This is a genomic window from Nocardia sp. NPDC019395 (assembly GCF_040632335.1).
Lineage (GTDB): Bacteria > Actinomycetota > Actinomycetes > Mycobacteriales > Mycobacteriaceae > Nocardia.
Genome location: NZ_JBEYBT010000003.1, coordinates 168,093 through 190,737, shown reverse-complemented (window position 1 = coordinate 190,737; position 22,645 = coordinate 168,093). Strand labels below are relative to the sequence as shown.

General features: G+C 68.7%; 3 protein-coding genes (1 of these 3 running past the window's edge). All 3 read right to left on the bottom strand.

All coding sequences use genetic code 11. The features are described from left to right. Positions 1-244 precede the first annotated feature (244 nt). Tightly spaced (at most 8 nt apart), the 3 genes in view from ABZ827_RS11815 to ABZ827_RS11805 form a layout consistent with a single transcriptional unit that may run on beyond the window. Positions 245-1,825, bottom strand: coding sequence for an MFS transporter (locus ABZ827_RS11815; protein ID WP_357236136.1), 1,581 nt, complete (start codon positions 1,823-1,825; stop codon positions 245-247). Between the two features lie 8 nt (positions 1,826-1,833). Then, positions 1,834-12,657, bottom strand: a complete 10,824-nt coding sequence (locus ABZ827_RS11810; protein ID WP_357236134.1) for a type I polyketide synthase — start codon at positions 12,655-12,657, stop codon at positions 1,834-1,836. Continuing rightward, a protein-coding gene (locus ABZ827_RS11805) for an SDR family NAD(P)-dependent oxidoreductase (RefSeq protein ID WP_357236132.1) crosses the window boundary here: on the bottom strand, positions 12,654-22,645 show its 3' portion. Its footprint extends 877 nt past the window's final position; the window shows 9,992 of its 10,869 coding nt (coding positions 878-10,869); its start codon lies beyond the right edge, outside the window — the gene reads right to left on this strand; it ends in the stop codon at positions 12,654-12,656. Before ABZ827_RS11805 ends, ABZ827_RS11810 begins: the two co-directional genes overlap by 4 nt.

Here is a 22,645-nt window from a genome sequence, read left to right as displayed (position 1 = left end):
GCGGTCGGCAGATCGGAAACGGCCCCGGCTGTGACTTCATATGCCACGACCCACCAGCCCGTCCTGGTGGTCAACGGCGACCACGACCGGATGGTCCCCGGCTGATCGCCACCTATGAGCGCTGAGGCACTCGGGCCGACGCCCAGATCTCCGTCTGTGGGTTCGTCCGGCGGGATCTGTGCATCGCCATGCGGACCGGGCAGTATCCGACGAGTGCCGTCCGGCTCGACCCGGCACATCCGTCCTATGCGGTGTCGAGTTCCGAAATCGTCGGGGCCGTGGCGGTCTCGAATGTGCCGGGTTGCCGGCGGACGAATATCGCGACCGGGACCGCGGTGATCAGCAGCGCGACGCCTGCGACCGCGAGGGCAAGATGGGTGGCGTCGGTGAACGCGTGCCGGATGGCGTTGCCCACCGGTCCGGCGACGGCGGGCGGGAGGGCCGAGCCGTGCTCGCCCGCCGCGGCCGCGGCCACGACGGCGTCGGTGACCTGCCGGGGCAGGTCGGCAGCGCGGAGTTCGTCCCCGAGGTTGTCGGCGAACCGCGTCGTCAGGATGGTGCCCAGAACGCTGGCACCCAGCACATTGCCGACCTGGCGAAACAAGTTGACCGTTGCGCTGGCCATACCCGCCTGGTGTGGTGCGACGCTGTTGACCGCCGCCGCGGTAGCGGGTGCGACGAGCATGCCGCTGCCGATACCCGCGAGCAGTAGTCCGGGCCAGATCCGGCCGAACCCGGTAACGGGTGGACTGGCAAGGAGCGCGAAGATACCCGCGGCCATGACTATGAGGCCGAGGGTGAGCATCCTCGCGAACCCGATGCGCTGCACGATGCGGGCGGCGACGGCGCTGATGAGGACGAAGGGGCCGAACATCACCAGGAGCCGCACGGCGGCGGCGAGGACCGTGATTCCCTGCACGTGCTGCAGGTAGAGCACGGTGACCAGTGCGGTGCCGGTGAATCCGAGCAGGGTGACCGCGGCTGTCCCCATCACGGCGCTGAAGGATCCGGATCGGAAGAGCTTCACGTCCAGCATGGGATCGGGATGGCGGGCTTCGTACCGGATGAACGCCACCAATGACACGGCCAGCACGGCGTAGGCACACAGGATGCGGACCTCGGTATATCCCAGTGAGCCGCCTTCGATCACGGCATAGGTCAGTGCCCCGATGGCGACCGTGCCCAGCACCATCCCGACGGGATCGAGCGCCCGGGACGGGAGCCTGCTCTCACGAATCAGTGTCACCGCGCCGAGCAGGGCAACCACCCCGAGTACCACGTTGATCAGGTAGATCGCATGCCAGGAGAACGCACCCACCAGCACGCCCGCTCCCAGCGGACCGATCGCCAGGCCGATTCCGGAACTTCCGGCCCAGATACTGACGGCCTCGGTGCGTTCGCGCACATCGGCGAAGGTGTGGCTGATGATGGCCAGGCTGGTGGGCAACACCATCGCGCCGCCTATTCCCATGATGGCCTGGGCGGCTACCAATACGACCGTGCTGTGCGCGGCGAATGCCACGGCGCTGCCCGCCGCGAAGACGGCCGCGCCGGTGGCGAAGGTCAGCCGCCTGCCGATGAGATCTCCGACGGTCCCGCTGCCGAGCACCAGGCTGGCCACGACCAGGCTGTAGGCACTGGCGATCCAGACGGCCATCGACGACGAGGGGTGCAGATCGGCCTGGATGGTGGCGAGCCCTCCGAGCGTGGAGGAGACATTCACGAAGGCCATCATCGGGCCGATGCACACCACGGCCAGAATCCACCACCGACCACGGGACGTTGCGTCGCGACCGGCGGATACGGTCACCTCATTACGTGTCACGGCGTTCCTCACTGAGTTGAAATCTGCTGGTCGATGAGTGCGAAGAGTTCGTCGGCACTGGCCGACTCGACGGCGGCGCGATCACTTCCGGGCGAGGATTCGCCGGCGTGGAGTGCTTCGGCCAGCAGTGAGCGGATCCGCTCGGCCAGACGTTCCTTCTCCCGATCCGACGTCATGGTCGCGAACAGCGACTGCAGCGAGTCGATCTGTTCGTCGGCCGCCGATATGGTCGATGTGGCCGACCATCGCGAACTCAGCAGCTTCGCGACCGCGGCGGCGGCCGGGTAATCGAACACCAAGGTCGACGGTAGTTTCATCGCTGTCTCCTCCGCGAGACGGTTTCGCAGTTCGACGCCCCCGAGCGAATCGAATCCCAGTTCGTTGAACGGGATTTCGGGATCGATGGCCGCGGCGGACGGATGTCCCAGAACCGCCGCGGTGAGTTCACGTACGAATTCGAGTATCAGCTCGTCTCGCTGCTCCTCCGGCGCGGCGGCGACCCGCGCGGCGAACCGGCCGGTGCTGCCGCCCGGCACTCGACGCGCTCGCGCGGGTACCAGGCTCTCCAGTACCTCGGGCAGCAGCCCGGTCCCGGCATGCGCCGCCAGTGCCGCCCTGTCGAATTCGACACAGGCGGCCACCGGTTCGTCCGAGGCGATCGCGGCGTCGAACAGTGCGGTCCCGTTGTCGTTGCCGAGCACCTCGATGCCCAGTCGTTCCCACCGCGCCACGGCGGCTCGGTCCATCGCGCCGGTCATGCCGACGTCTTGGTTCCACGGTCCCCACGCCAGCGAGAGCGCGGGTAGCCCCTGCGCGCGGCGGGCATGCGCGAGTCCGTCGAGGAACGAGTTCGCCGCCGCGTAGTTGCCCTGTCCGGGTGCGCCGAATATCGCTGCGACGGAGGAGAACATGATGAAGGCCGACAGATCGTGGCCCCGGGTCAGCTCGTCCAGGTGCAGGGCGCCGTCGACCTTGGGCACGAGCACCCGGTCGATCTGCTCGGCGGTCAGTTTCTCGAGCGTCGCATCGTCGATCACCCCCGCGGAATGAATCACCGCCGTCAATCGATGTTCCGGCGCGATCGAATCGAGCACCGCGGCGATATCGGCGCGATCCCCGACATCGCATGCGGCAACACGCGTTTCGGCTCCCAGGGCAGTCAGTTCGGCAACCAGGTCCGCGGCGCCCGGGGCTGCTTCACCCCGGCGCGACACCAGTAGCAGGTGCTCGACACCGTGCGTCACCACCAGATGCCTGGCCAGGACCGCACCCAGACCACTGGTGCCGCCGGTGATCAATACCGTGCCGTGCCCGAACATCGCACCCCGGTCGAGCGACTGTGGTTCGTCGGTGACCGCACCGCCGGACAGTCGCGGTACGAACATCTGCGAGTCGCGGACCGTTGTCTGTCCCCGATCCGATTCGACCGTAGCGCGCACGACATCGGCGTCCATCATGCCGTCGTGATCGAGTAGCGCGATCCGGCCGGGATGTTCGGACTGTGCGGTGCGGACCATGCCTGCCACCGCGGCGGCGGCCACATCGACCGGCTCGTCCGCCACGGCCGCCGCACCGCGAGTCACCACCACCAGACGAGCGTCGGCCAGCCGCTCGTTCGACAACCACGACCGCAGCATCGTCCAGACCGCGTGAACCGAAGCCCGCACCTCGGCGGCACGTGCGCCGGAGGACGCGGTAGCGACCCCGTCGGCGAGCGAGTAGACGACCAGATCCGGAATCTCCTCGGCCGCGGCCAATTCCGCGATGTCAGGAAAATGCCGGTCGATCCCGGACACCCTCGTCGACCCAACTGTAGCCATGACGCTGGTGGTGGTGGCAGCAGCCCGATCGGCGCGGACCCATCGCAGGTGCAGTGGCGCCGCACGGCGAGCCGAGCTCACGGTCAAGGCCCGGACATCGACCGGGCGCGCGGTCACGGCATCGACCTTCAGCACGATCGAACCGGTGTCGTCGACGACGACCATTCCGATCTGCCCGCTGTCGTCGCGGACCACTCGCACACGCACCGCCCCGGCACCGGAACGCCACACCCGCACTCCCGCGAACGAGAACGGCAACGGCACCTGCCCGGCGGCCAGACCGTCGGACAGGCTGTCGATCGCCACGTGCAGACAGGCGTCGAGCAGTGCCGGATGCATGGCGAACGCCGCGGCCGAACCGCTCACCGAGTCGTCGAGTGAAACTTCGGCGAAGGTCTGCTCGCCGCGAGTCCACACCGCGGTCACACCCTGGAATATCGGGCCGTATTCGAAACCACGCCGCGCGAGCAGATCGTAGAATGACCCGTCGCCCGACGGCACCGAACCGGCCGGAGGCCAGCTCAGCTCGTCCCACCCCGGGGCGACGCCGACGGCAGCGGTCAGCACACCCCTCGCGTGCAGCACCCACGGATACTCCGCGGCCGAGTCCCCCTCGGTGGCGGGGCGGGAGTAGATCGCGAAGGCGCGCCGTCCCTCCTCATCGGGTGCGGCGAGGCTCAACTGTAAATCGACCTCGATGCCGTCGGCCAGTACCAGTGGGGATTCGAGTAGCAGTTCCTCGATGACGCCCACCCGCAGTCGTGCACCCGCGCTCAGCGCCAACTCCGCGAACGCCGTCCCGGGCAACAACACCGAACCGAATACCGCGTGGTCGGCGATCCACGGATGCGTCCGCAGCGACAACCGCCCGGTGAACAACCACTCGTCCCTGCCGGCTACCGGTACCGCATTCGCCAACAGCGGATGCCCGAACGTTCCGGTCACGACCCCTGCCGGTGGCTGCACCCAATAGCGCCGGCGCTGGAACGCGTAGGTCGGCAATGCCACCCGATCCGTGCCACGCCCGGCGAACACCAGCGGCATATCCGGCTCCAGCCCCGCCGCGTGCGCCTGGGCGAGGAGGGTGACGAACGCGACCGTCTCGTCGATGGTCCGACGCGACGACGCCGTCACCAGCATCGACTTCGTCTCCCCTCGCGGATGCCCGGCCAGACACTCGGCAGTCATCGCAACCAGCACGGCGTCCGGACCGACCTCCACGAATCTGCGCACACCGGCCCCGACCAGGGTGTCCACACCGGGAGCGAATCGCACGCAGGCCCGAACCTGCGCGACCCAGTACTCGGGATCGCAAATCTGCGAACCCGCCGGTGCCCCGGACACATTCGACACGATCGGCAAGAATGGCTCCCGATACGTCAACCCCTGTGCCACAGCCCGGAATTCGTCGAGCATGGGATCCATCAACGCCGAATGGAAGGCATGCGAGACCCGCAGTCGCGTGGTCTTCTTACCCTCTTCCGACAGCCGCCGGGCGATCGCGCCGATCACCTCCGCATCTCCCGACAGGACCACCGACTCCGGACCGTTCACCGCCGCCAGCGACACGTGATCGCCGAATTCGCCGAGTACGCGCACCGCCTCGTCTTCCGGCACGGCTACCGCCAGCATCGCCCCGCCGGCCGGCAACGCACCCATCAACCGGCCCCGCGCCGCCACCAGCGCGCACGCGTCCGCGAGCGACCACACGCCCGCCACGTACGCCGCCGCCAGTTCACCGATCGAATGTCCCGCAACAACATCCGGCGACAGGCCGAACGATTCCAGCAACCGGAACATCGCCACCTCGAACGCGAACAATGCCGGTTGGGTGAACTCCGTCCGATCCAGCATCTGCCCCGGATCGGTGAACATGACCTCTTTCAGCGACCGACCGAGCCGGCTGTCGAACTCGGCGCACACCTCGTCCAGCGCGGCCGCGAACACCGGAAATGCCTGATACAGGCCCGAACCCATCCCTGTTCGCTGCGCACCCTGACCGGTGAACAGGAACGCGGTTCGCCCCGAACTCGCGATGCCGTCGACCACTCCCGGCAGCGGCGAACCCGCTGCCAGCGCGGCCAGGCCCGCGAGCAACTCCTCCCGGTCGCGCCCGACGACGGCGCCTCTCCGGTCGAGCCGTGCGCGCGTCTCCACCAATGAGCGTGCCACCGACCACATATCGATGTCCGGGCGATCGGCCAACCATGTCCGCAACCGGTCCGCCTGTCCCCGCAGCGCCTGCTCCGACTTCGCCGACAACATCAGCGGCACCACGGAAACATCGGCGGCGGAGTGGCTCAGACGCACAACGGGTTCGTCGCCGCGCTCGGTTACTACGGCCGACGACGGCACAGCCGGCGCTTCCTCGACAATGACATGCGCGTTGGTACCGCTGATCCCGAACGACGAGACACCCGCACGCCGTACCCGGTCGCCGGTCGGCCACGGTTCGGGCTCGGTCAGAACCCGGACCGAGCCGGCCGGCCAATCCACGTGCGGCGACAACGCGTCCACGTGCAGTGTCTTCGGCACCACCTGATGGCGCAGCGCCTGCACCATCTTGATCACACCGCCCACCCCCGCGGCCGCCTGTGTATGGCCGATATTCGACTTGAGTGCGCCGATCCGCAGCGGCCGATCCGACCGCTCCTGCCCGTAGGCGGCGATCAATGCCTGTGCCTCGATGGGGTCGCCCAATGCCGTCCCCGTCCCGTGCGCCTCCACCACGTCCACGTCCTGCGGACGCACACCGGCATCGGCCAGCGCGGCCGCGATCACACGCTCCTGTGAGGGACCGTTCGGCGCTGTCAGCCCATTGCTCGCGCCGTCCTGATTGACAGCGCTGCCACGGACCACCGCGAGGATGTTGTGCCCCAGCCGCCGCGCGTCCGACAGGCGTTCCAGCACCAGTACGCCCGCGCCCTCCGACCAGGCCACACCGTCGGCGGCGGCCGAGAACGCCTTGGACCGGCCGTCGGGAGCCAGACCGCGCTGCCGGGAGAACTCCACGAACACCGTCGGCGTGGCCATCACCGTGGCACCGCCCACCAGCGCGAGGGAGCTTTCCCCCTGGCGCAGGGCCCGGCACGCCAGATGCAGTGCCACCAGCGATGACGAGCATGCAGTATCCACCGTCATCGCCGGGCCTTCCAGCCCCAGCGAATAGGCCACCCGCCCGGACACCACACTGCCCGCGGCGCCGGTGGCGACATAGCCCTCCACTTCGGGCCCACCCAGGCGGGTCAGGGCGTCGTAGTCCTGGTACATCACGCCGGTGTAGACGCCGGTGTCACTGCCCCGCAACGTGGTCGGGGCGATCCCCGCATGTTCCAGTGCCTCCCACGACACCTCGAGCAGCAATCGCTGCTGAGGATCCATCGCGATCGCCTCACGCGGGCCGATTCCGAAGAAGCCCGCGTCGAAATCGGCCGCGTTCATCAGGAAGCCGCCCTCGCGGGCGTAGGACGTGCCGGGATGGTCGGGGTCCGGATGGAACAGCCGGGCGGTGTCCCACCCGCGATCCGACGGAAACTCGCTGATGGCGTCCGCGCCGGAGGACACCAGATCCCACAGATCATCCGCGGATTCGACGCCGCCGGGATAGCGGCATGCCATTCCGACGATCGCGATCGGCTCGTCGGCTCGCACCCGGCGCGTGGACTTCTGCTGCTTCGGCGTCGCCGAATCGCCCATCCGGGACCCGATGAAGGTGGCCACCGCCCGGGTGGTGGGGTGGTCGAAGACGAGGGTGGACGGCAACCGCAGGCCGGTTGTCGTGGTGAGCCGGTTGCGGAACTCCACGGCACCCAGTGAATCGAAACCCATCGCACTGAACGGTTTCTCGATATCGACGAGATCACCGGCGGCATATCCCAGCACCGCGGCGACCTGGCCACGGACGAATTCGAGCACAGCCGCGTCGCGAGCATCCGGTGCCAGCGAAGCCAGCCGCCGCACCAGGTCCCCGCCCCCGGTCGCGCGGCGCGCGGACGGCACCAGCGACCGCAGCATCGAGGGCAGCAGTCCCGCCCCGGCCGCGACAGCCAACGCCGCCGTGTCCAGATCGACCGCGGCGACGAACGGAGCACCGGCGCCACCGGCCAGATCGAACAACTCGAGACCGTCGGATTCGGCGAGCGGGCGAGAACCCATGCGCGACAACCGCTCCAGGTCCGCGTCGCCCAGCTCGGCGGCCATTCCACTGCGCCCGCCCCATGGCCCCCAGGCCACCGACACCGCGGGCAGGCCCGCATTGGCGCGGCGGAGTGCCAATGCGTCCAGCACCGAATTGGCCGCCGCGTAGTTGCCTTGTCCGGGCGATCCGACTACCGCGGCAACGGAGGAGAACAGGACGAACGCCGACAGATCGGAGGTGAGCTCGTGCAGATGCAGTGCCGCGTCGACTTTCGGTGCCAGCACGCGGTCGACCTGCTCGGCGGTGAGTGTGTCGACGGTGCCGTCGGCCAGCACGCCGGCGGCGTGGATGACCGCGGTCAACGCGGGGCCGTCGGAGATATCGCCGAGCAGCGCCGCCACAGCGGCGCGATCGCTCACATCACAGGCCGCCACCCGGGTTCGAGCCCCGAGTTCGGCCAGTTCGGCCACCAGTTCGGCGACGCCCTCCGCCCGCTCGCCGCGCCGAGATACCAGCACGAGTTCGCGTACCCCGTGCCTGCCGGCCAGATGTCGCGCCACCAGCGCGCCCAGCCCCCCGGTACCACCGGTGATCAGCACCGCGCCCGGGCCGAGATCGATGGTCCGCGCGGCAGCCGCGTCGCGGCGAATCAGCCGGGGCGCCAGCAGCGCACCCGCGCGCACCGCCAATTGCTTCTCGTCGGTGGCCACGGCCGCCGAGATCAGCTCCGGGGTCACCGCGCTGTCACCGTCGACGTCCAGCAACAAAATCCGGCCGGGATTCTCCGACTGCGCGCTCCGCAGCAGACCCCAGACGGCCGCGGCGGCCAAATCGGGTTCTTCGCCGGGCAACCCCGCACCATCGCGCGTCACCACCACCAGTCGGGCGTCGGCGGTGGGCAGGCGCAACCAGGATCGCACCGAAGTCAGGACCGCGTGCACGCGATCGCGCACGACGGCCGCCGTCCGGGAACCGACCTCGCCGTCCACAGCGCGGCGATCGTGGCCGTCGGCGAACCACACCAGCACATCCGGAGCGTCGCCGGTGGTGTCGTCGGGTTCGGCAGCCAGGTCCGGGTAGGTCCGTGCGAATCCGGGCGCGGCCACCGCGGCGATCAGCAGGCCGTCCACTTCGTGGGACGCGTCGACCCGGCCGACTTGACTCCATCGCACGTCGTAGAGCCCGCGGTCGGCGATCGATCGATCACCGCGCAGCGCCTGGCTGTTCACCGGGCGCGCCCGCAGCGACTCGACGGTCAGCACCGCAGCGCCGGTGTCGTCACCCAGTTCCAGCCGCATATTGTCACCGGCGCGCCGGATGCGCACCTGTACGGCGGTCGCTCCCGGGCGATGCAACCGCACGCCGCCGAACGAGAACGGCAGTGGCACCTGTCCGGACGGCAGATCCGCGGCCAGCTCCTGTACCCCGGCATGCAGCGCGGCGTCCAGCAGCGCGGGATGGATACCGAATCGGCCACCGTCCACGCCGGCTTCGGCGGGCAGCCGCACATCGGCGACCACATCACCACCATCGCGCCCGACGCGGCGCACCCCCTGGAATACGGAGCCGTAATCGAATCCGCGCGCGGCCAGCCCGTCATAGAGAACGTCACCGGGGATCTCGTCGTCCTCCGGGTTGTCCTCGACCTGGTAGGCCATATCGCCCAACTCCCCGCCGGGGGCGAGAATGCCATGCGCATGGGTGGTTCCACTCGCGCCCGCGGACCGTTCGTCGACGATCCGGGACGCCAATACGAATCGCCTGCGTCCCTCGTCATCGGGCTCTTCGACCGCGATCTGCACGTCGACCTCGGTCCGCTCATCGAACCGCAGCGGCGCTTCCAGCACCAGCTCGTCGACGACCTCGACACCGAGGCGAGCGCCGACCGCCAGGGCCAGCTCCACGAACCCTGTTCCCGGGAGCAGGATCTGGCCGAAAACGGTGTGATCGGCGATCCACGGATGCGACGCCAGCGACAGCCGGCCGGTGAACAGCCATTCGTCCCTGCCCGCCACCACGATCGACCCGCCGAGCATCGGGTGGTCGACTACCGTCACACCGGCACGGCCGACATCGCCGCGCACGGCGGTGGGAGCCAGCCAATGGCGCTGATGCTGGAATGCGTAGGTCGGCAAGCCAATTCGGTGTGAACTGCGGCCCGCGAACAGCGGGCTCCAGTCCACTTCCAGCCCCGCGGCATGCGCGGCGCCCAGGAATGTGGTGAACTGCGCGACTTCCGCACAACCACGCCGGGCGGCAGCGGCCACCACGTTCCGCTCGGTCGCGGATTCCTCGGCAAGGCATTGCCGTGTCATCGCGGCCAGGACGGCGTCCGGGCCCAACTCCAGGAACCGCCGGGCCCCGGTCGCGACCAGTGCGCGCACACCGGGCTCGAACCGCACAGCCGCACGGACCTGGCGCACCCAATACTGCGGATCGGTCAGTTCCCGGTCCACCACAGTGCCGGTCACGTTCGACACCACCGGAACGGCCGGCTGGTGATAGGTCACTCCCGCTGCCACCGAGTGGAATTCGTCGAGCATCGGATCCATCCGCGCGGAATGGAAGGCGTGACCGACCCGCAGCCGGCTGGTCTTGCGACCCCGCTCGGCGAGCAGCCGCTCGACGTCGTCGACCGCCTCCGTGTCGCCGGACAGCACCACAGCCACCGGTCCGTTCACCGCGGCCACCGACAGCCGATCGGCGTATCCGGCTACCAGCTCGATCGCCTCGTCTTCGGTGACCGCCGCCGCCAGCATCGCACCGCCGCCGGGCAGGGCACCCATCAGCCGTCCCCGGGCCGCCACCAGCGCACACGCGTCCGCCAGCGACCACACCCCCGCCACATACGCCGCCACCAGCTCGCCGATGGAGTGACCCAGCAGCACATCCGGTGTCACACCGAACGATTCGACCAGCCGGTAGGCCGCCACCTCGAACGCGAACAACGCGGGCTGGGTGAATTCCGTCCGATTCAACAGGGTCGCATCGGCATCGCCGTCGGCGGCGAACATCACGTCCTTCAGCGCCCGACCCAGCAATGGGTCGAATTCCGCGCATACCTCGTCCAGCGCCGCCGCGAACACGGGGAACGCCGCGTACAGTTGCCGACCCATTCCGGGTTGCTGCGCGCCCTGGCCGGTGAACAGGAACGCCGTGCGTCCCGTGCTCACCACGCCGTCGACCACACTCTCCGACGAGGCACCATCGGCGAGGGCCGCAAGTCCCGCCAGCAGTTCCGCCCGGTCACGGCCCACGATCGCCGCGCGCCGGTCCAGCAGCGCCCGCGACGTGATCAGCGAATGGGCCACATCCCATACATCCGCGCCGGGGTCATCGATCAACCACTGCCGCAGCCGAGCCGCCTGCGCGCGCAGGCCGGGTTCCGACTTCGCCGACAGGAGCCACGCGACGACATCGGAGTTCGTCTTCGGCGTCATCGACTCGGCCGCTTCCGGTTCCGGAGCAGCCCCGGCGACCGGTTCGGCGGGAGCCTCCTCGACGATCACGTGTGCGTTGGTGCCGCTGGCCCCGAAGGACGAGACACCCGCACGGCGCACCCGCTCACCCACGGGCCACGGCTGGGCCTCGGTGAGCAGGCGCACGGTGCCGGCCGACCAATCCACGTGCGGCGTAGGTGAATCCACGTGCAGTGTCATCGGCAACATCTCGTGCCGCATCGCCTGAACCATCTTGATCACACCGCCCACCCCCGCCGCGGCGGACGTGTGACCGATATTCGACTTGAGTGAACCCACATACAACGGCCCGTGCTCACGCCGCGCGCCGTAGACGCCGATCAGCGCGTGCGCTTCGATCGGATCCCCGAGCATCGTGCCGGTCCCGTGCGCCTCCACCGCGTCGATGTCGCCGGGTTCCAATCCGGCATCGGCCAATGCCTGTGCGATCACTCGCTCTTGCGAGGGACCGTTGGGTGCGGTCAGCCCCTTGCTCGCGCCGTCCTGATTGAGCGCGCTGCCGCGAATGACCGCCAAGATGTTGTGTCCCAGGCGTTGCGCATCCGAAAGGCGTTCGACGACCAGCATGCCGATGCCCTCGGAGAATCCGGTCCCGTCCGCGGCCGCCGCGAATGCCTTGCATCGGGCATCGGTGGCGAGCCCGTGCTGGCGGGCGAATGCGATCAGATGGGACGGATCCGACATCACCGTGACGCCGCCCGCCAGGGCCAGCGACGTTTCTCCGTTGCGCAGCGCCTGGCACGCGAGATGCAGTGCCACCAGCGACGACGAGCACACGGTGTCGATCGACATCGTGGGCCCCTTGAAGCCTAAGGTGTAAGCAACCCGGCCGGATACCACGGAGTTGCCCGCACCGAGGTAGGCATGGCCTTCCGCTTCGGCGCTCAGTGCCGGGTCGCCGACCCGAGGTCCGTAGTACTGGTGGAATACGCCGGTGAAGACGCCGGTATCGCTGCCGCGCAGCGACATCGGGTCGATGCCCGCGTACTCGAGAGCTTCCCAGGATGCCTCCAGCGCCAGGCGCTGCTGGGGGTCCATCATCGCGGCTTCCCGCGGGCCGATCCCGAAGAAACCCGCGTCGAAATCGCCTGCCGAATACAGGAATCCACCTTGACGGGTATTGGTCGTGCCGGGGACGTCCGGGTCCGCGTTGTAGAGGTTGTCCAGGTCCCAGCCCCGGTCGGTCGGGAATTCGCCGATGGCGTCGCCGCCGGAGGCCACCAGGTCCCACAGTTGCGCGGGCGATTCCACACCGCCGGGATAGCGGCAGCTCATCCCGACGATCGCGATCGGCTCGCGCGCGCGCTCCTCCAAGTCCTGGATGCGCTTGTTGGCGGCGCGCAGATCCCTGGCGAATTTCCGCAGCGACTGGGTGAGTCGTTCCTCATTGCTCATGGTCGACCGAACTCCTCGTCAAGCAGGTCCAATAATTCGCTGCCGGAATGCTCGGCAAGGTCGTCGTCGTATTCCTCGTCCTGCCATCGATCGCCGAAGTGCGACCGGAGACGGTCGCCGATACCGAGCAGTGCGGTAGCGGCAGCGGGGTCGTCACCGGCCGCGACGAGGGCCTGTTCGACCATCGCCTCCAACCGGGCGATATCGACGGGTGCGGAAGCGGCGGCCGGTGGGGCCGGGGGTGATGCCGAGATCAGCTGTTCGCGCAGATATCGGGACAGCTCGACCGGGGTCGGGTAGTCGAACACCATCGTCGAGGACAATTGCAAGCCGGTGGACTTCGACAGCCGGTTGCGCATATCCACACCGGCCAGCGAATCGAATCCGAGTTCATCGAATCCCCTGTCGGCCCGGATATCTCCCGGCGATGAATGCCCCAGGACCGCGGCAGCCTGCTCGAGGACGAGGTCCAGAACCGCGCGATCGCGCTTGTCCTCGGGTACCCGGTCCAGTACGAAACCCTGTGATGATCCACCCGCCGCGGCGGCGGGCCGAGAAGGCAGGGCGATCTTTCGCAGGACCGAGGGGATCGTTGCGATATGCGCCTCCCGCCGAAGAGCGTTGACGTCGAGACGGAACGGCATGAGCGCGGACACGCCCGCCGAGGTCGATCCGATGCCCACGGCGGTATCGAACAGCCGAAGACCGTCCGCGGGCGCCAGCGGATGCACGCCGAGGCGGGCCATGCGTGCGGCACCCACGTGATCCAGGGTGCCGCCCATACCGCCCGATCCGGCCGCGGTGGGCTCCCATACCCCCCAGGCGAGGGCCACCGCGGGCAGCCCGTCGGCGCGTCGCCGTGCGGCAAGCGCGTCCAAGAAGCTGTTGGCAGCCACGTAATTGGCCTGCCCCGCGGCGCCGATGACGGCGGCCATCGACGAGAACAGTACGAAGGCGGAGAGATCAGCGTTCCGCGTCGACTCGTGCAGGTTCCATGCCGCGTCGGCCTTCGGCGCGAGCACGCGGTCCAGTTGCTCGACGGTGAGCGTCGCGATCGTCGCATCGTCGAGCACACCCGCGGCATGCACCACGGCCGTCAACGGATGTTCGGCCGGTATCGATTCGAGCAGTGCCCGCAACGCGGACCGGTCCGCGACGTCGCAGGCCGCGATGCGCGCGGTCGCCCCGAGCTCGCGCAGTTCGGATGCCAATTCCGTCGCGCCTGTCGCCCGATCGCCACGGCGGGACACCAGGAGCAGATGCCGTACGCCGTGCTCGGCAACCAGGTGACGCGCGACCATCGCGCCCAGCCCGCCGGTGCCCCCGGTGATCAGCACGGTGCCGGCGCCGAATGCCGGTCGTACGCCGGCGATCACCTCCGATCGCCGCAGCCGCGGCACCAGCATCGTGTCTGCCCGCACAGCCACCTGCGGTTCGTCGGCCGCCAGCGCCGACAACACGGTGCCGGCCGACAGCGGGGTGGACGTGGACTGCCGGTCGAGCAGGACGATCCGGCCGGGATACTCGGACTGCGCACTGCGCACCAGGCCCGCCACCGTGGCCGCCTCGAGGTCCGGTGTCTCGCCGGGCAGTCCGAGACCGTTGTGGGTGACCACCACCAAGCGCGACCGCTGCGACGGATCCTTGTCCAGCCATCCCCGCAGCAGCTGTAGTGCCGACCGGGCCCGCTCATGCGCGGCAATGGTGACATCGTCGTTTCGCGCAGCCGCGTCCGACCACACCAGCACAGCGGGCATCGCACGATCCGATACCAGGCTGTCGAGATCCGGATAGTGGTCCCGCACCCCGGCAATCGAGGCCGGCCCCAGTGCGACAACCTCGTCGGTCACCGGCACGCCGGGCGCGGGGGGAGCCTCCGTCCATTCCATTTCGTACACTCCGGCGTCACCCGCGAGCGGGCGGCGGAACTGGGTGACGTCATAGGGCCGCATGACGATCTCGTCGAAGGAGACCACCGGGTTGCCGTCGCCGTCCACCGCGGCCACGGCGAGAACGTCCTCGCCTTTCGCCACGGCGATCACCCGCAACGGACCGGGCCTGCGGACATCGTGGAATCGGATGCCGCCCCACCGGAACAGCAGCATGCCGCGGCTCGGGTCGGAGCTGGGCTCCGGCCACACCAGACGGGCCATACCCGCATGCGCGATGACGTCGATCAGGCCCGGATGCAGCAGGAAACCGTCCGAGTCGACGGCCGGATCCAGCGCAACCTCGCTGAACACGGCGTCGCCACGCTGCCAGGCGCGTTCGATGCCGCGGAAGGAGGGACCGTATTCGAGCCCCGATACGGCTTCGATATGCGCGGGTACCCATTCCGGGTCGATCGGGTCCGCGTCCGAAGGCGGCCACGGCTGCGCCCGAAGCCGCTCCAGCAGCGGCTCGACCGTCGGCCGGTCACCGGTGAGAATGCCGCTGGCGTTTCGTACCCACTCGCCGTCACCCACCCGGTAGTGCACCGTGCAGTGTCTGCGACCCGTATCGTCCGCATGGTCGACAAGCACCTGCAGATCGATGTCGGCACCGTCCTCCGGCGGGAAGATGGGTGCCTCCAGCGTGAGCTCGTCCACCCCCGCGCAGCCGAACCGTGGTCCCGCCGCACACAACATCTCCACCAGTGTCGTGCTCGACACGACCATCGCGCCGTAGCTCACGTGATCCGCGAGCCACGGATGGGTCCGGCGCGAGAGCCGGCCGGTGAGCATCCATTCGTCCTTGCCCGCGACCTGCGTCACGCCGGTCAGCACCGGGTGCCCGGATACTCCCGGCGACGCCCCGCCGGCAACCGGTTGCAGCCAGTACCGCCGATGCTGGAACGCGTAGGTGGGCAACGAAACCCGCGACACCGGGCGATCCGCGTACAGCGACGTCCAATCCACACCGGCACCTGACACATGCGCTTGTGCCAGCGCGGACACGAACTGCGCGGCCTCGTCGGCCGAACGACGGGCAACCGGGACCACCGTCGACGCGGCCTCCACATCCGGAATCTCGGCCAGACATTGCCGGGCCATCGCGGACAACACGGCATCCGGCCCGATCTCCACGAACCGCCGCACCCCGGCCTCGGCCACGGTGGCGATCCCGGGCGCGAACCGCACACAACCGCGCACCTGCTCGACCCAGTAACCCGGATCGGTCACCTCGGCACCGGCCACGACGCCGCTGATATTCGACACGATCGGGATCTTCGGCGGGTGATAGGTCACGCTATCGGCCACCAGCCGGAACTCGGCGAGCACGGGATCCATTCGCGCCGAATGGAATGCGTGGCTCACCCGCAACCGGTTGGTCTTTCGTCCGCGTCCGGTGAGCACACGCTCGATCGCGTCGATGACATCCACGTCTCCGGACAGCACCACCGACGACGGCCCGTTGACCGCCGCGATCGAGACCCTGCTGCCGTATTCCGCGACGATATCCGTCGCGTCGGCCTCCGTGATGGCCACTGCAAGCATCGCTCCGCCCTCGGGCAGAGCTCCCATCAACCGCCCGCGGGCGGCGACCAGACGGCAGGCGTCCGGCAGCGACCACACCCCCGCCACATACGCGGCGGCCAGCTCACCGATCGAGTGCCCGATGAGCATGTCCGCGGCGATACCGAACGATTCCAGCAACCGCGACAGCGCCACCTCGAACGCGAACAGCGCGGGCTGGGTGAATTCGGTGCGGTGCAGTAGCCCCTCGGTGTCGTCGAACATCACCGCGAGCAGACCGGGTGCGGAATCCGCTTCCGGATCTGATGTCAGAACCGCGTCGAACTGTGCACACACCTCGTCCAGAACCTGCGCGAACACCGGGAATGCCGCATAGAGGTCCTTCCCCATCCCGGCACGCTGCGCGCCCTGCCCCGTGAACAGCAACGCCGTCTTCCCCGCCGCCGCGACACCCTCGACCACACCGGAAGACACCTTCCCCGCCGCCAGATCTGCCAGACCGGACAGGATCGCGTCGCGCTCGGCACCGACGACCGCGCCCCGGAATTCCATATGGGAGCGGAAGGCGGTCAGGGAGTAGGCGACATCGGCGATCTCTCGTTCGGGTCCGGTCACCATCCAGTTCAGGAGCCGATCCGCCTGCGCCCGCAACCCCGCCTCGGATTTGGCCGACACCAGCAATGGCAACGGGAGCGCCGACGAAGTTCTGTTGGGTGCCGATTGAATTCGTTGTCGTGGCGCTTCCTCCAGGATCACATGCGCATTGGTTCCGCTGACACCGAACGATGACACTCCCGCGCGTCGAACCCGGCCGTTGTGCTGCCACCGACGCGGCTCGGTCAGCAACTCCACATCGCCGGCCGACCAATCCACATGCGGGCTGGGCACATCCACGTGCAACGTCTTGGGCAGCGTCTCGTTCCGCAACGACTGCACCATCTTGATCACTCCGGCTACGCCCGCGGCGGCCGAGGTGTGCCCGATATTCGACTTCAGCGAGCCGATCCGCAGCGGCGCTCCCGGCCGGTCCCGGCCATAGGCGGCGATCAATGCCTGCGCCTCCATCGGATCACCCAGTGTCGTCCCGGTGCCGTGCGCCTCCACCGCGTCGATGTCGGCGGGCCGCAACCCGGCGTTGGCCAGGGCCGCCGCGATCACCCGCTCCTGTGACGGACCATTCGGCGCGGACAGGCCGTTCGACGCGCCGTCCTGGTTGATCGCAGTCCCCCGCACCACGGCAAGAACGTCGTGGCCCAGCCGGCGGGCATCCGACAACCGCTCCAGCACCAGCATTCCGACGCCCTCGGAAAACGCGACACCGTCGGCCGCGGCGGAAAACGATTTGCATCGTCCGTCCGGCGACAGCCCACGCTGCCGCGCGAAGTCGACGGAGAGATAGGGATCGGCGTAAATCGTCACCCCACCCGACAAGGCCAGCGATGCCTCACCCTGCCGCAGCGCCTGACAGGCCAGATGCAGTGACACCAACGACGACGAACACGCCGTATCCACGGTGACCGACGGTCCTTCCAGACCGAACACATACGACAGCCGGCCCGAGATCACGCTGCCCTGGGCGCCGGTGAGCCGGTAACCCTCGAACTCGGGGGTCACCCGGTTGAAATAACCCGAGAAGCACGCACCCACGAAAACCCCGGCATCGGTACCACGCAGCGACACCGGATCGATCCCCGCGTCCTCCAGGGCCTCCCACGATGCCTCGAGCAACTGCCGCTGCTGCGGGTCCATGGCCGTCGCTTCCCGCGGGCCGATCCCGAAGAATCCCGCGTCGAAATCGGCCGCATCGTCGAGGAATCCGGCGCGGCGGGCGTATACGGTGCCGGGTTTGTCCGGATCATCGTCGAACAGCCGCTCCAGATCCCAGCCACGGTCCGATGGATACGCGCTGGTCGCGTCGCCCCCCGAGGCCACCAGCTCCCACAACTCGTCCGGCGATTTCACCCCGCCGGGGAACCGGCACCCCATGCCCACGATCGCGATCGGCTCATCCGCCGGTGCCCGACGTGCGGCCTTCTTGCCCGGCGCACCCGTCGTCTTCGGCTCGTGCTTCGACAGCACGAGTTTCGCCACCGCGGCGGGAGTCGGATGATCGAACACCAGGGTCGAGGGCAACCGCAACCCCATGACCTCGGCCAACCTGTTGCGGAACTCCACCGCGCCCAGCGAATCGAAACCGATCTCGTCGAACGGTTGATCGGGCCGGATATCGGCTGCCGAATCGTGTCCCAGCACGGCCGCGGCCTGTCCCAGCACCATCTCCAGCACCACATCGCCGCGCTGTGCCTGCGGCACCTGGGCCAACCGCTCACCCAGTGGACCCGCCGCGAAATTCGACTCGGGTCGCCTCGCGGCCGCCGGCTGACGCCGTACGAACCCGCTCAGCACCGCGGGGGTTCCCACGGGATCCGAGACGCGCCGCAACACAGTCGGGTCGAACCGCATCGGGGCCAGCAGCCCATCGTCACTCGCGACCGCGAGGGCGGCATCGAAAAGACGTATGCCGTCGGCATTCTCGAGTTGTCCGAGGCCCCACCGGCCCAACCTCGCCAACGCCGCGCCGTCTGCCTCTGCGGCCATCCCGCTGCCGGAGCTCCACGGTCCCCACGCCAGTGATACGGCGGGCAATCCCGCCGCTCGACGCGCGCGGACCAGACCATCCAGGAATCCGTTCGCCGCAGCGTAATTGGCCTGCCCCGCCGAGCCCAGCACTCCCGCGATCGAGGAGAACACCACGAATGCCGAAAGCTCACGGTCGCGCGTCCACTCGTCCAGATACCACGCACCGTCGATCTTCGGCGCCAGCACCCGATCCACCTGCTCCGCGGTCAGCGACGGGAGGGTGCCGTCGTCGACGACCCCCGCCATATGCACCACGGCGGTTACCCCACCCTGGGCGTTCAAGGCGTCCAACAGGTTTCGCACCGCGTCACGATCGGTGACATCGCAGGCCACGACGCGCGCATCGGCGCCGGACCGCGCCAATTCGGCGACCAACTCCTCCGCGCCCGGCGCCTGCGGGCCGCGCCTCGAGGTCAGCGCGAGCCTGCGCACACCGTGCTCGGCGACCAGGTGCCGGGCGAAGTCCGCGCCCAGACCGCCGGTACCACCGGTGATCAGCACCGTCCCCGCGCCCGACAACGGCGACACGGGGAGGTCTTCCGGAACATCGATGCCGGTTCGGGTCAGCCGCGGAACCAGAATCCCGTTGTCCCGCAGCGCGGCCTGCGACTCCCCCGAAGCCAGCACCGCGGCGATCCGATCGGCGTCCACCGCGTCGGCCGGATCTTCGTCGAGGAGTATGAAGCGGCCCGGATTCTCCGTCTGTGCGGTGCGGACCAAACCCCACACCGCCGCGGCTGCCACATCCACAACCGCATCCTCGCCGGATACAGCGGCGCCACCCGTAGTGACCACCACCAACGAGGAATCCGACAGGCGTTCTTCGGCGAGCCATGCCGCCAGCACTGCCAATGTGCTGTGCACCCTCGCCCGCACCACACCCGGATCGTCGACGGCCTCCCCGGTGCCCGCCGGACGCCAGACGACGACGTCCGGCATATGTTCCGCGGCAGCTATATCGGCAACGGACGGGTGTAATGTCGCGATCCCCGCCACCACCGTGTCCGCGAGGGCGGCCGGCGCCGGCGACGGGCCGATGATCGGAGCCGGGGCCGTGGGCTCCCAGCCCACCCGGTACAGACCAGCGTCCTGCTCCTCGGAGAGACCGCGCCGGAACTCCCCGACGTCATACGGACGCAGCAGCACCGAATCCACCGATACGATCGGCCTGCCCGCCGGATCGACCGCCGCGACCGACACCGTATCCGCGCCGGTCTTCTCCGAAATGATCCGCAGGGCCGTCACGTCCGCGGGCAGCGGCCGGTGCAAACGCGCACCGCCCCAACGGAACAGCAACCAGCCGGTATTCGGATCGGACTCGGTGAAACGGAAGATCGACTGTGCGAGTCCGGCATGCATCACCAGCTCCAACAACGCCGGATGGACTTCGTAACGACCGGATTCCGATACCGTCTCGGTATTCAGCACGGCCTCGGAATAGACGGTGTCACCACGCTGCCACACGGCGTCCACGCCGATGAACGCAGGACCGTATCGCAACCCGGTGTCTTCCGCGATCCGCTCGGCAAGTGTCACCCGGTCGACATCGACGAGTTCGGCATCGGCCGGTGGCCACGCCTGCTCACCGAGCCGGGATATCGAGTCCGAGTCACTATTCCATCGCGGCGCGAGAAAACCGGTGGCATTCCGCACCCATTCGGCTCCGAACCGCCTGCGGTGGAAGAATTCGAACGAACGCCGCCCGGACTCGTCCGCGGCCGCGACCAGGGCCTGCACTTCGATCTCGTCGTCACCGGGCCGGATCGGGGCCTGCACGATGATCTCCTCGACCACTTCGCAGTCGATGCGCGCGCCCGCGGCGAGCAGGAATTCGAGCAGCAACACGCCCGGAACCACCACGACACCGTGGGCCGTGTGATCGCTGATCCACGGATGGGTACGCACCGAGAACCGGCCGCTGAACAACCACTCGTCGGTCCCGGCCACGCCGACCACACCGGTCATGGTCGGATGATCCGCCGCCGACGGCGCATCAGCACTGGGCTGCCACCAGAACCTGCGACGCTGAAATCCGTAGGTCGGCAGAGCGACCCGCCGCACCGCTCGCCCCGTGAACAGCGATGCCCATTCCACCCGCACACCCGCGACGTGGACCTGTGCCAGTGCGGTGACGAATTGCGACACTTCATCGACGGATCGACGCGCTGCCGCCACGATCCGTGACACCGATTCGACCTCGATGTTGTCGGCCACGGTCGCACGCGTCATCGCCGCCAGCACCGCATCCGGGCCCACCTCCACGAATCGCCGCGCACCCGCCGAGACGAGCGTGTCCACTCCCGGAGCGAACCGCACACACCCCCGCACCTGCCGAACCCAATACTCCGGATCGGTCACCGCGTCCCCGGCGAGCTCTCCGGTTTCGTTCGACACGATCGCGATCCGCGGCGATCGGTATGCGATACTCGTTGCCACCAAACGGAAGTCGTCCAGCATCGGCTCCATCAGTGCCGAGTGGAAGGCGTGGGAAACGTCGAGCCGGCTGGTCCTGACGCCGGTACCCGACAACGCGGACTCGATTTCTTCGATCGCCTCCGACTCCCCGGACAACACCGCCGAGGAGGGGGCGTTCACGGCCGCGATCGAGACTCTTCCGTCGTGCTCGGCGATCAGTTCGGCGGCCCGCTCCTCCCCTACGGCGACAGCCAGCATCGCGCCACCCGCGGGCAACGCGCCCATCAACCGGCCGCGCGCGGCGACCAGGGCGCAGGCGTCCTCCAACGACCACACGCCGGCCACATACGCGGCAACCAGTTCACCGACGGAGTGCCCGAGCAGCACATCCGGGGCGATACCGAAGGATTCGAGCAGCCGGAACATCGCCACCTCGAAGGCGAACAACGCCGGCTGGGTGTATTCGGTGCGGGCCAGCACCTCGGCGGAGTCGCCGAACATCAGGTCTTTCAGCCGCCGCCCCGACGAGCGGTCGAACTGTGCGCACACCTCGTCCAACGCCGCCGCGAACACCGGAAAGGCCGCGTACAGGCTCTTGCCCATGCCCGCACGCTGAGCGCCCTGCCCGGTGAACAGGAACGCGGTGGTGCCCGCACCCGTGCGGCCTTCGATCGCGCCCGGTGACCCGGCCGCGATATCGGCCAGCCCGGTGAGCAGTTCGTCGCGGTCACGCCCCACCACCACACCGCGCCGGTCCCACAGCGCCCGGGAGGTCGCGAGGGAATGCGCCACATCCCACACATCCGCATCCGGATCGTCGAGCAACCACTGCCGCAGCCGGATCGCCTGGGTCCGCAGCGCCGCCTCGGATTTGGCCGAGATCATCAGCGCGACGAAATCCGACGCGACGGGCTCGGCCGCGACGACCTGCTCGGATTCGCCTGCCGACTCGGCGGCCTCCGGGTCGGCAGGGGCTTCCTCGAGAATCACGTGTGCGTTGGTGCCGCTGATTCCGAACGACGACACACCCGCACGCCGCACCTGACCACCCGCGGGCCACGACTCGGCCTCGGTCAGCAACCGCATCGTGCCCGTCGACCAATCCACGTGCGGCGTGGGCGCATCCACATGCAACGTCTTCGGCAGCACACCGTGGCGCATCGCCTCGACCATCTTGATCACACCGGCGACACCCGCGGCGGCATTGGTGTGACCGATATTCGACTTGAGCGAACCCAGCCGCAACGGCCCGCGCTCACCCCGCGCACCGTAGACCGACATCAGCGCACCCGCCTCGATCGGATCACCGAGCTTGGTGCCCGTCCCGTGCGCCTCCACCACGTCCACATCCGACGATGCGAGCCCCGCATTCGCCAGCGCCGCCGCGATCACCCGTTCCTGCGCCGGACCGTTCGGCGCGGTCAGTCCCTTGCTCGCACCGTCCTGGTTGATCGCCGTCCCGCGCACCAGGGCGAGCA